Consider the following 12,116-nt stretch of genomic DNA (forward strand, 5'->3'; position numbering starts at 1 on the left):
ATGATCGATGCAGGCTATGTGCGGACCATGGCGGCTTACAACGCCTGGCAAAACGAGAACCTTTACGGCGCCGCCGCGACCCTGACCGACGCTGCGCGTCGCGAGGATCGCGGCGCCTTCTTCGGTTCGATCCATGGCACGCTCTGCCATCTGCTCTGGGCCGATCGCATGTGGCTCTCGCGCTTTGCTGGAACGCCGAAGCCGACCGGGCCGGGCACGGAGTCGCCGCGAATGATCGCCGCCTGGGATGACCTCGTCACGGAGCGACGTGCGACCGATGCGACGATCCGCGATTGGGCGGCCGGCCCTCTCGACGATTGGCTGAAGGGCGATCTCACCTGGACCTCGGGTCTTGCCCGCCGCGAGATGACGCGGCCGAAGGCCCTGCTGGTGGTCCATATGTTCAACCACCAGACCCATCACCGCGGACAGGTTCACGCCATGCTGACGGCGGCCGGATGCCGTCCGGGCGACACCGACCTCATGCTGGTGGACGAGCCGCGCTGACCGTCAAGGCGCCACTGGCAGCTTCTGCTCGGCCTTCTCATCGGCTGCGTCTGCGCCGCTCTCCCCCAGCTCGGGCGAAATACTGGCGGTCGTGGACTGGCTCAGCCTCTGGAACAGGCCGAGGCCGACCAGCGCTAATACGGCGATCGACATGAGCAGACCGGGATAAACGATGTTGCTCATCGTCTCACGCGAGGTTTTCGCGATCAGGACGAGCGATTCCAGCGAAAGCGCGACGATGATGATCGTCATGAACTTGGTCAGCGATCCCCGCGCCTCGGCCGGGCGACGGAGCTCGCGGTCGGACACGACCTCCTCCTCGTAGAGGAACTTGCCGACATCGGCGACGGCGACCGCGATGATGATCAGACCAATACCATCCAGCATTGTCTCGAGCGCGCCGTCGCCGGTCCAGAAGCCTTGAGCCGTACGCCACACGGCGACCCCGATCAGGGCGATCGCGGCGCAGAGCAGTGCGATCGAGATCGCGATGTAGAGGATGCGGCTGAACAGAGACACGATCTCGCCTCGCGATGGTTTGAGGTAACGGCGGGGCTTGGGGTGACGGCAGATGCCGGGTTAACGGCAGATGCTGGGTTAACGGTACGGCTTGAGCAGGGTTCCCAAGCGGTCGGCAGGGGTTTGCCATGCGGAGAGGTCAGTTGCTGGGAGCAGCATGGCGTGGTCCAAGCAGCCGACCTTGCCGGACGTTCTCCATGCCAGACACGACACCGCCTGCGCCGCCTGCCGCGCCCCTCGCCACGCCGCTTGCCGCGCCGACCCTGCCGGAATTGTTCACCGGCTTCCTCAAGATCGGGCTTATGGGCTTCGGCGGCGTTGGGCCGATCGCGCGCCATATCATCGTCGCGGAGCGCGCCTGGCTGGACGACCGGGCCTATGCGGAGCTGATGGGGATCTGTCAGGCCTTGCCCGGCGCCAACACGGTCAATGCCGCCGTCGTGCTGGGGGACCGGTTTCGCGGCGTGGCGGGCGCGCTGACCTGCGTCTTCGCGCTGATGGCGATGCCGTTGCTGGCGCTGGTGGCGCTGGCCAATATCTATGACGCCTTTTCCGCCCATCCGCTGGCGCAGATCGCGCTGACCGGCGCGGCCGCGAGCGCGGCGGGACTGATCCTGGGCACGGCGCTGCGTTTGATGAGCCGGGCCGGGCTCGCGCGCTGGGCATGGGCGATGGCGGCCGCGGCCTTCCTGGCGGTCGGCGTGTTGCGATTGCCGATGCTGCCGGCGTTGCTGGTGCTCGTGCCATTGGGGTTGGTGGCCGCGACTGTGGCAGCGAGGCGTGGCTGATGGAACGGAGCGTCTTTACCCAGCTCGCCATCACTTTTGGCACGATCTCGCTGATGGCGATCGGCGGCGCCAATGCCGTCGTGCCCGAGGTGCATCGCCAGATCGTCGACGTCCTGGCCTGGATGGACGCGCCCACCTTCGCGCGGCTCTTCGCTATCGCGCAGACGGCGCCGGGCCCTAATGTGATGCTCGCCAGCATCATCGGCTGGCAGGTTGCGGGCATTCCAGGCCTCCTCGTCGCCACGCTGGCGATGCTGATCCCGTCCTCGCTGCTTGCTTTGTCCTGCGGCAGGGGGCTTCGGCGCTGGAGCGACCATGGCATCGTGCGGATCGTCACGCTCGCGCTGGTGCCGATCGCGCTCGGGTTGATGCTCGCAAGCGGCGCGGTCGCGACGGCGGCGGCCGGGGCCGGGCTGTTCGGCTATGCGATCACGGGCGCGACGGCGGTCGTGACCTATCGCTCCAAGGTCAACCCGCTGGTGCCGATGGCGGTCGGAACGGTGGCCTATATTCTGGTCTGGCTCGCCGGGCTGGCTTGAAGGCAGCTAGGCAGGGAGGTCGACAGTCCTGGGCTCGGTCGCTTCGCGTCTGATCTGGCAGAGACCGGCCCCGATCTCGGCCAGGATGGCTCCCAGCGCCTCGAAATCGGCGGCACGCGCGGAGGTGCGTCGCCATGCGAGGCCGATCGAGCGGCGCGGCCCCGGCTCGGTGAAGCGGAAGAGCTTCACCGGAAGCTCCGGCCGAAACTCGACCGTCAAGGCCATCGCCGGAAGCAGCGTCGTGCCAAAGCCGTTGGCGACCATCTGCATGATCGTCGACAGGCTGGAGGCGCCGTATTGCCGGCGCGAGCCGCCGGGAACGGTGCCGCAGACGCTGAGCGCCTGGTCGCGCAGGCAATGGCCTTCCTCCAGCAGCAAAAGGGTCTCGCCGAACAGCCCTCGATGCGGGTCGAACCGCGCCAGATGAGCTTGCGGCACTTTCGGCACCGCCAGCAGGAACGGGTCGTCGAACAGGGGCAGGGTCACGATTCCCGCCCGCTCGATGGGTAAGGACAGCAAGGCGACGTCGAGCCGCCCGCCGACGAGTTCCTCCATCAGGGTCGCCGTCTGCGTTTCGCGAAGGCGCAGTTGCAGCGCCGGGTGCTTTCTCTGAAGCAGGGGTAGAGTCGCCGGCAGGAGATAGGGCGCGATCGAGGGAATGACGCCGAGATCGAGCGATCCGTCGAGGACACCGCGCTGACGACGCGCATGATCGACGAGGTCGCTGGCCTCGAGCAGGATTCGTTGGGCCCGCTCGGCGACATCCAAGCCCATCGGCGTCAACGCCACCGCGTTTCGGCGCCGCTCTACGAGCTGGCAGCCGAGCTCGGTCTCCATCTCCTGAATCTGCAGCGAGAGTGCCGGCTGGCTGACATGGCACTCCTGCGCCGCGCGGCCAAAATGACGGTGCCGGGCCAGCGCCGCGAAATAGCGCAACTGCTTCAAGGTGATCATCGTCGATTTGATAAACTTATCGTGGATCGCCGTAAACGGTATTGGACATTGTCGTCACAAAGCGCTGTTAGTTCCTCCAATTCCAAACCGGACGGCGCATGCGACGGCGCGTCCGGTCGTTTTTGCAGGGAGATATCGCAATGTCAGCCAATGATCCGGGTCATCCGAAGCCGGGCGCCACGATGACCACCTCGGCAGGCGCGCCGATTCCCGACAACCAGAATTCGATCACGGCCGGCTCGCGCGGCCCGGTCCTGCTGCAGGACTACCAGCTCCTCGAGAAGCTCGCGCACCAGAACCGCGAGCGCATCCCGGAGCGCGCCGTCCACGCCAAGGGCTGGGGCGCCTATGGCACGCTGAAGATCACCGGCGACATCTCCAAATACACCAAGGCCAAGGCGTTGCAGCCCGGCACTGAGACGCCGCTGCTGCTGCGCTTCTCGACGGTGGCCGGCGAAATGGGCGCCGCCGATGCCGAGCGCGACGTGCGCGGCTTCGCGATCAAGTTCTATACGCCGGAAGGCAACTGGGACCTCGTCGGCAACAACACACCGGTCTTCTTCGTGCGCGATCCCGTGAAGTTCCCCGACTTCATCCACACCCAGAAGCGCCACCCCAAGACCAACATGCGCTCGCCCACCGCGATGTGGGATTTCTGGTCGCTGAGCCCCGAGAGCCTGCATCAGGTCACGATCCTGATGTCGGATCGCGGTCTGCCGACCGATGTTCGCCACATCAACGGCTATGGCTCGCACACCTATTCGTTCTGGAACGACAATGGCGAGCGCTATTGGGTCAAGTTCCACTTCAAGACCATGCAGGGCCACAAGCACTGGACCAATGAGGAGGCCGAACAGGTCATCGGCAAGACCCGCGAGTCGACGCAGGAAGACCTCTACAACGCGCTCGAGCGCGGCGAATTCCCGAAGTGGAAGGTCCAGGTCCAGATCATGCCCGAACTGGACGCCGACAAGACCTCCTACAACCCCTTCGACCTGACCAAGGTCTGGCCGCATGGCGAATATCCGCCGATCGACATCGGCGTGATGGAGCTGAACCGCAACCCGGAGAACTACTTCACCGAGGTCGAGAACGCAGCTTTCTCGCCGTCGAACATCGTGCCCGGGATCGGCTTTTCGCCCGACAAGATGCTGCAGGCGCGCATCTTCTCCTATGCCGACGCGCATCGTCACCGGCTTGGCACCCATTACGAGACGATCCCTGTCAACCAGCCGAAGGCTCCGGTCGCGCATTATCACCGCGACGGCCAGATGAACGTCTATGGCGGCATCAAGACCGGCCATCCGAACGCCTATTACGAGCCGAATTCGTTCGGCGGCCCGGTCGAGGCGCCTTCTGCCAAGGAGCCGCCGTTGCGGATCTCGGGCGATGCGGATCGTTACAACCACCGCATCGGCAATGACGACTACAGCCAGCCTCGCGCGCTGTTCAACCTGTTCGACGCTGGCGAAAAGGAGCGCCTCTGCTCCAACATCGCCGCGGCGATGGGCGGCATCCCGCACGAGATCGAGGCGCGCCAGCTGGCGCATTTCGATCAGGTCCACCCGGATTATGGCAACGGCATCCGCCGCGCTTTGGCCAAGGCCGACGGCAAGGCGAGGCCCGCGATCTCGGTAACGCCGGCAACCCCGCAGGAAGCGGCGGAATGATCGAGCGAGCCTGAACGAACGAAAGGCCGTGGCACCCGCCGCGGCCTTTTTTTATGAGACTTGCCGGCTCCACCGTCATTGCGAGGAGCAGAGCGACGGAGCAATCCAGAGGACTGGCTCGGACAGTTGAACCCAGTCCTGGATTGCTTCGCTCCGCCCCGTAAGGACGGGGTAGCGGAGGGCCTAGAACGCCTCTTCCCAGTTCCGGCTGAGCCGCATCGCGCAGTTGATCATGCCGACATGGGAGTAGGTCTGCGGAAAGTTGCCCCAGAGTTCGCCGGTCGTAAGGTCGGCGTCTTCCGAGAGCAGGCCGAAGCTGTTGCGGCGTTGCAGGATGCGCCCGAACAGTTCCTTCGCCTCCTCGCTGCGCCCGATGGCGTTCAGCGCATCGACATACCAGAAGGCGCAGATCAGGAAGCCGGTGTGCATGTAGCCGAAATCATCCTGCGTCGCGTAACGCAGCAACAGGTCGCCCCGCTTGAGGTCGCGGCCTATCGCTTCGACCGTCGCGACGAAGCGGGCATCGTCGGGTTTGACGAAGCCCAGCTCGGCCAGAAGCAGCAGGGTCGCATCGAGCTCCTCGCCGTCGAAAGTCGAGACGAAATGTCCCTTCGTTTCGTTCCAGATTCGCTCGGTGATGGTCGCCTTGAGACGTTTGGCTTCGGTCTTCCAATAATCCTTGCGGTCAGAGCGGCCGAGCGTGCCGGCGATCCGCGCCAGCCTGTCGCAGGCCGCCCAGCACATCACGCTCGAGAAGGCATGCACGGCCTCCTTTTCTCGCAGCTCCCACGGGCCGGCATCGGGCTTGTCAAACACGGCACGGCGCGCTCTCCCATGTGTTCGAGCTGGCTGAACAGCGTGTCCTTGCCGGGCTGGATCAGCCGCCGGTCGAAGAAGGCATGCGTCGCTGCCAGCACGACCGCGCCATAGCCGTCATTCTGGATCTGGCCCGCCGCGCCGTTGCCGAAGCGCACCGGCCGGTGGCCCCGATAACCCGATAGATTGGTGGCCTCGAATTCCGTCAGCGCGCCGCCGCGCGTGATCGGGTAGAGCGGCGGCAGGTGCTCGGCGCCGCTTTCGGTGAAGTTGTCGACGATGTTTTTGATGAAGCCGAGATAGTCTTCCATCGTCCGCGTCGTGCCCAACCGGTTCAGCGCGTGGACGACGAAATAGGCGTCCCGCAGCCAGCAGAACCGGTAGTCCCAATTGCGCTGCGTGCCCGGCGCCTCGGGGATCGAGGTGGTGAGCGCGGCAATGATGGCGCCCGTCTCCTCGAAGGCGCACAGCTTGAGGGTTATCGCGGCCCGGATGACCTCGCTTTGATACTCGAAGGGCAGCGACAGCGAGCGCACCCAGTCGCGCCAGTAATCCGTCGTCTTGTCGAGAAATTCGCGCGACGTCGTCTCGATCTCGGCGCGCAGTGCCTCGTCCGAGCCGATGAAGAAGGAATAGGTCTGGTCCACCGCGAAGGCCGTGCCCTCGACGACATAGGACAAAGGCGCATTGGTCGTCAGACGGATCGTCTGGTCGGCGCCGACGAAGCGGACATGGTTCGAGCCCCGCGTCATCTCGTCGGGCGCCTCGCCGATGCCGAGACTGGGCTTCACGACGACGCGAATGCGCGGGCGGCCCGAGACTCGTCGAACCCTGCGGACCAGCTGCGGCGGGCGGAAGAAGCGCTCATAGCGCACGAAACGCGGCGCGAAATCCAGGATCTCGATGGCATTGCCCTGGTCGTCCGACAGCACCGAGGACAGCACGGCGGTGTTGTCGAGATAACCCTGCTCGCAGCGGGTCATGCCCACGAGCTCGATCCCGAAAAAGCCCCTCTGCGGCTCGGCATCGCCATCGTCCGCTTCATTGTCGATCAGGGCGCAGAAGACCGGGTCGCGGTCGAAGCGGGGAAAGCAGCCCCAGACGATGCGGGCGCGCCGATCGACCAGCGCGGCGATCGAGCAATTGCCGATCACGCCGAGATCCAGCGAGGCGGAATGGTGCCCCGCGGTCGAAATCGTAGCCGTCATCATCAGTCCCGGGAAAAGCTTGCGGCAGTCAGGCGGCCGCTCTCGGCGGCCTCGATCAGGATGTGCCTGAGCACGGTGGGGGACGCCAGCCTGATCTTGGCCTGGCTTTCATGGTCGTTCCCGATACGGATCGACAGGCCACCCATGGCGTTGACCGCTTCGAAACCGGCCTCATCGGTGATGTCGTCACCAATGAAGACAGCGCGTCGCCCGGCATAACGAGGCGTACTCATCAGCCAGGCGATGGCGTTGCCCTTGCTCGCGCCGGCCGGGACGATCTCGGCCACCGCCTTGCCTTCCTGCAGCCGCACGTCCGGTCCGAGCTTTGCCGCCGTCTTCCGCATCAGGTCGAGCGCCTCGTCATGAAGCTGCGGCGCCAGACGCCAATGCAGCGCGACCGAGATGCGTTTGTCTTCGACGATGATGCCGACATGGCCGTTGGCAAAGCGGACGAGGTCGCGCAGCGCTTCGGGCATGTTCGGCGGCTCCTCGGCCTGCGAGCGCACCGCGTCGTCGAGCCGGATCTGGGCCCCGTGCAGCCCTGCGATGTCGAAGCGGTGCGGCGCCAGCTGCTCGTCGAGGAACGCGATCGGCCGGCCAGACACCAGCGCAAGGGCGCCGTCGAGCTGCTGCCGCAACGCCTCGAGCGCAGGACCGACGCGGCGGTCGAGCTTCACGTCCTCAGGCGACGGCGCGATTTCGACCAGCGTCCCGTCGAAGTCCAGGAACAGGGCGATGCCCTGCTCGAGAGCGAGAGAGGGATCAGCTGCACCAGACAGGTTTTGCTCGGTCAAAGGCATCATCGCTCGGTATCTGGGTGATGAACGCGGCGGAAGAACGACACGATCATAGGCAGTCCTTTGCCAGGGTTGGTAGCCTTGAGGCGACAAGCTCGTGGCGTATCTGCCTAGTTTTTTGCCCGAGGCAGCATGGCGCACTATCGCCGGCCACGGCCGTGCTTGTGCTATGCGGAAACATTACGCCCTCAATGGCGTTCTGTTCCTGCCGGCTATGACAAAACTCCGGTGCCCCTTCGTTTGATGTGGAGTGTCTTCCGGTATGCGTCTCGTCGTCGTCTCGAACCGTGTGACCGTTCCCGAGCGCAACGAGAAGGCGACGGCGGGCGGGCTTGCGGTCGCGTTGAGGGAGGCGCTGGAGACGCATGGAGGGCTCTGGTTCGGCTGGAGCGGCAAGACCGGCGACGGCTCGGCTCAGGAAGTCGATCAGGTCCAGCGCGGCAATGTGACTTATGCGTTGACCGACCTCAGTGAGGCCGAGCGGCAAAGCTACTATCTCGGCTTCTCGAACCGGGCGCTGTGGCCGATCATGCATTACAGGCTCGGGCTGACCGAATTTCAGCGCAGCGACTATATGGGCTATCTCGGCGTCAATCGGCGCTTCGCCAGGGCCTTGGCCGGGTTGATCCAGCCGGACGATGTCATCTGGATCCATGATTATCACCTGATTCCGCTGGCGTCGGAGCTGCGCCGCCGGGGCATCAGCAATCGCATCGGCTATTTCCATCATATTCCATGGCCATCCGCCGATGTGCTGGGCGCGCTTCCTTTCAGCGCGACGCTGGTCCGAACGATGACCTCCTACGATCTCGTCGGCATGCAGACGGAAGTCGATGCGCGCAATCTGGTCGGCGGCCTGGTTTCGCTCTGCGGCGCCCATGCAGAGGCGGGAGGTATCCGGCTGGGCCCTCGCAAGACGGTGGTGCGCGCCTTCCCGATCGGCATCGACGTCGATGCCTTCAGGCGGCTTGCCGCGGCATCGGTCCGCCAGGCCGCGACGCCGCTGCGGGCGACCCGGGAATCGCTGGGCGAGCGCAAGCTCGTCATCGGCGTCGATCGGCTCGATTATTCAAAGGGCATCGTCCAGCGGCTGGAAGCCTTCGGCCAGTTCCTGCGCAGCCATCCCGACCAGCGCGGACGGGTCAGCCTTCTCCAGATCGCGCCGCCTTCCCGCAGCGACGTGCCGGAATACGCCGAGCTCGATCGCCAATCTGACGAGGTCGCCGGGCGCTTGAACGCGCAGCTCGGCGAGTTCGACTGGACTCCGATCCGTGTCGTGAAGAAGGCCTATTCCCGCAGCGCGCTGGCTGGCTTCTACCGCCGGGCCCAGGTCGGACTGGTGACGCCGATGCGCGACGGGATGAACCTCGTCGCCAAGGAATATATCGCGGCGCAGGATCCGGCCGATCCGGGCGTGCTCGTGCTGTCGCGCTTCGCTGGCGCCGCCCAGCAGATGGGCGAGGCGCTGATCGTCAACCCCTACGACACCCATGAGGTTGCCGAAGCGATCCGCACCGCGCTGGCCATGCCGCTCTCGGAGCGCATCCGACGCTTCGAAAGCCTCTACCGGACGATCGCCGCAACCGACATCGCATGGTGGACACAGCGTTATCTCGATGCGCTGTCGATCGGCCTGGACGTGCCGGAACAGCCGCGCGCCTGGCCGATCGACATGCCGGCGCCCAAGTCGCCGCGCTCGCGCGCCAAGGGCGGGGATCCGAAGAATACGGGGAAGACGCGCTCAGTGCCGGCCGGGGCGAAGACGCCTGCGCGGCAAAGCCGTAAGGGCAATCCTCGTCTGAGAATCGTTCAAAGCTGAGGTGGTCGGAGCGTCTCATCCGATGCATGATCTCGAACGGTGACGCGAGCAGGCTTGCCGAAAGCGCCGTTTGATCGCTAGAAGGCGAAGCGTGACGAGTGGGGCGACTCGGAGCGAGGACAGGCATCGCATCGTCGATGGCTAGAGGCTGGCGGAGGGCTGAGATCGATGCGAGGCGCTCTCGGGGGACCGGGCGTTCTGCTGCGCCGCCTCCGCGAGGTGATGGCGGCTTCGATCAGTCCGCAAGAGCGGCTCGATCGCATCGTTGTGCTGATCGCCGGCAATCTCGTTGCCGAAGTCTGCTCCGTCTATGTCCTGCGCGATGACGGCTCGCTCGAGCTGTACGCCACCGAAGGCCTCAACCGGGAGGCCGTTCACCTCACCACGATGCGCGCCGGCGAGGGCCTCGTCGGCCTGATCGCCAGCGAGGCCGAGCCGATCGCGTTGTCGGATGCGCAGGCGCACCCGTCCTTCTCCTATCGTCCAGAGACCGGCGAGGAGATCTACCGGTCCTTCCTGGGCGTGCCGATCCTGCGCGGCGGCGCCGTGATGGGCGTTCTCGTCATCCAGAACCGCGCCTCGCGCGTCTACAACGACGAGGAAATCGAGTCGCTGCAGACCACGGCCATGATCATGGCCGAGATGATCGCGGCAGGCGGGCTGAAATCGCTCGCCCTGCCGGGGTCTTCGATCGGGCTGGACAGGCCGATCCATGGCATCGGCGTCGCGCTGGCGGACGGTGTCGGGCTCGGCTACGCGGTGCTGCACGAGCCGCGCGTCGCGATCACCAACCTGATCGCCGAAAACCCGGCGGCCGAGGTCAAGCGGCTTGAGGACGCGATCGGGGCCATGCGGGCCTCGATCGACGAACTGATTGAGCGCGGCGATGTCGCCCACACCGGCGAGCACCGGGAGGTGCTCGAAACCTTCCGCATGTTCGCTCATGATCAGGGCTGGTTGCGGCGGATGCGCGACGTCGTGATGACCGGCCTGACGGCCGAGGCTGCGGTCGAACGCGTGCAGTCCGATACACGCGCCAAGATGCTGCGTCAGACCGATCCTTATCTACGCGAGCGGCTTCACGATCTCGACGACCTCGCCAACCGCCTGCTGCGCACGCTGACGGGCCGCGCCAACGGCGTCGCGCGCGAGGAGATGCCGGAAAACGCGATCCTCGTCGCGAGGTCGATGGGACCGGCCGCCTTGCTGGATTACGATCGCGGCCGCCTGCGCGGTCTCGTGCTGGAGGAGGGCGGGCCAACCAGCCACATCGCCATCGTCGCCCGCGCGCTGGGGATTCCGGCGGTCGGCGAGGTCGTCAATGCGACCGCCCTGGTGCAGGCAGGGGACGCCGTCATCGTCGATGGAATGGCGGGCGAGGTGCAGATCCGCCCGCAGCCGGATGTCGAAAACGCCTACAAGGACAAGGCGAGGCTGCGGGCACGCAAGCAGAAGCAGTATGAAAAACTCAAGGCACAGCCCTCGATCACCAGGGACGGCGTGAACATCACACTGCAGATCAACGCCGGCCTGATCGTCGACATGCCCAATCTCGATGCGACGGCCTCTGCCGGAGTGGGGCTGTTTCGCACAGAGCTGCAATTCATGGTCGCGCAGCACATGCCGACCACGGCGGAACAGCAGGCGCTCTACACCGCCGTGCTCGATGCGGCGCAGGACCGCCCGGTCACCTTCCGCACACTCGATATCGGCGGCGACAAGGTGCTGCCCTATATGGAGCGGATCGAGGAAGAGAACCCTGCCTTGGGCTGGCGCGCCATCCGCATCGGCCTCGACAAGCCGCGCCTCCTCCGGGGACAGCTGCGCGCGATGCTGCGCGCAGGCGTTGGCCGCGACCTGAAGATCATGCTGCCGATGGTGGCGACGACCGACGAATTCAGGCGCGCCCGGATGATCCTGCATCGCGAGCAGGCGATGCTGGAAAAGCAGGGCGTCGCGGCCCCGCGCGATCTGCGTGTTGGTGCGATGGTCGAGGTGCCCTCGCTGCTCTTCGAGCTGCCGGAACTCGTGCGCGAGGCGGATTTCCTGTCGATCGGCACCAATGATCTGATGCAGTTCCTGTTCGCGGCCGACCGCGAGAACAAGCGCGTCGCCGACCGTTTTGACCCTCTCAGCGTCGGTGCGCTCAGGGCATTGAAGACGATCGTCGAAGCGGCAGCCGAGGTCGATTGCCCGCTCACCGTCTGTGGCGAGATGGGTGGGAAGCCGCTCGAGGCGATGGCACTGATCGGCCTGGGATATCGCGGCTTCTCGATGTCAGCGGCTTCGATCGGGCCGATCCGGGCGATGCTGCGCGCGCTCGACACCGGCAAGCTGCGCGAGCGACTAGACTGGATGCTGGTTTCTCCCGAAGGCACGGCCAATCTGCGCCCGCAGCTCGCGGCCTTCGCATCCGAATTCAAGGTTCCGGTCTAGCGAGCGTCAGCGGCCTCCGGCTGCTCTCGAAGCGCTGTCCCCGATGTCCAGAGTCGTAGTCCC

11 protein-coding genes are annotated in these 12,116 nt (G+C 65.5%); 6 read left to right on the forward strand and 5 right to left on the reverse strand.

Annotated elements, in window-relative coordinates:
• The gene (locus AC1DR6_RS07280; protein ID WP_476828536.1) at positions 1-507 is read left to right on the forward strand and encodes a DinB family protein; all 507 of its coding nucleotides are present in this window, start codon (positions 1-3) and stop codon (positions 505-507) included.
• 3 nt (positions 508-510) lie between these two features.
• Here the strand turns inward: AC1DR6_RS07280 and AC1DR6_RS07285 are convergent, their stop codons facing one another.
• On the reverse strand, positions 511-1,026 hold the full coding sequence (locus tag AC1DR6_RS07285; protein ID WP_476828537.1) for a hypothetical protein: 516 nt from the start codon (positions 1,024-1,026) through the stop codon (positions 511-513).
• A gap of 197 nt (positions 1,027-1,223) precedes the next feature.
• On the opposite strand from AC1DR6_RS07285, the gene AC1DR6_RS07290 reads away from it, so the two are divergent.
• Entirely contained in the window at positions 1,224-1,814 is a 591-nt protein-coding gene (locus AC1DR6_RS07290) for a chromate transporter (protein ID WP_476828538.1), read from the forward strand.
• A complete protein-coding gene (locus AC1DR6_RS07295) occupies positions 1,814-2,353 on the forward strand; it encodes a chromate transporter (protein WP_476828539.1) in 540 nt (179 codons plus the stop codon). Before AC1DR6_RS07290 ends, AC1DR6_RS07295 begins: the two co-directional genes overlap by 1 nt.
• Positions 2,354-2,359: 6 nt before the next feature.
• On the opposite strand, the gene AC1DR6_RS07300 is transcribed toward AC1DR6_RS07295, so the two are convergent.
• Complete coding sequence (locus tag AC1DR6_RS07300; RefSeq protein WP_476828540.1) at positions 2,360-3,307, reverse strand: hydrogen peroxide-inducible genes activator; 948 nt, start codon at positions 3,305-3,307, stop codon at positions 2,360-2,362.
• A 140-nt stretch (positions 3,308-3,447) separates the two neighbouring features.
• Here AC1DR6_RS07300 and AC1DR6_RS07305 point away from each other — a divergent pair, with 140 nt between their 5' ends.
• Positions 3,448-4,977 carry a catalase gene (locus tag AC1DR6_RS07305; RefSeq protein WP_476828541.1) on the forward strand — a complete coding sequence of 510 codons (1,530 nt, stop codon included), beginning with the start codon at positions 3,448-3,450 and terminating at the stop codon, positions 4,975-4,977.
• Between the two features lie 183 nt (positions 4,978-5,160).
• On the opposite strand, the gene AC1DR6_RS07310 is transcribed toward AC1DR6_RS07305, so the two are convergent.
• The 3 genes from AC1DR6_RS07310 to otsB are packed head-to-tail and all read right to left on the reverse strand — an operon-like array spanning position 5,161 to position 7,804.
• On the reverse strand, positions 5,161-5,793 hold the full coding sequence (locus AC1DR6_RS07310) for a glycoside hydrolase family 15 protein (RefSeq protein ID WP_476828542.1): 633 nt from the start codon (positions 5,791-5,793) through the stop codon (positions 5,161-5,163).
• On the reverse strand, positions 5,721-7,001 hold the full coding sequence (locus AC1DR6_RS07315; protein ID WP_476828543.1) for a glycoside hydrolase family 15 protein: 1,281 nt from the start codon (positions 6,999-7,001) through the stop codon (positions 5,721-5,723). The genes AC1DR6_RS07310 and AC1DR6_RS07315 overlap by 73 nt, the downstream gene beginning before the upstream one ends.
• Before the next feature lie 2 nt (positions 7,002-7,003).
• Positions 7,004-7,804, reverse strand: a complete 801-nt coding sequence (gene otsB / locus AC1DR6_RS07320; protein ID WP_476828544.1) for a trehalose-phosphatase — start codon at positions 7,802-7,804, stop codon at positions 7,004-7,006.
• A 256-nt stretch (positions 7,805-8,060) separates the two neighbouring features.
• Here otsB and otsA point away from each other — a divergent pair, with 256 nt between their 5' ends.
• On the forward strand, positions 8,061-9,617 hold the full coding sequence (otsA, locus tag AC1DR6_RS07325; protein WP_476828545.1) for an alpha,alpha-trehalose-phosphate synthase (UDP-forming): 1,557 nt from the start codon (positions 8,061-8,063) through the stop codon (positions 9,615-9,617).
• A 168-nt stretch (positions 9,618-9,785) separates the two neighbouring features.
• On the forward strand, positions 9,786-12,053 hold the full coding sequence (gene ptsP, locus AC1DR6_RS07330) for a phosphoenolpyruvate--protein phosphotransferase (RefSeq protein WP_476828546.1): 2,268 nt from the start codon (positions 9,786-9,788) through the stop codon (positions 12,051-12,053).
• Positions 12,054-12,116 lie beyond the last annotated feature (63 nt).

The organism is Allobosea sp. P5_A5 (assembly GCF_056400625.1).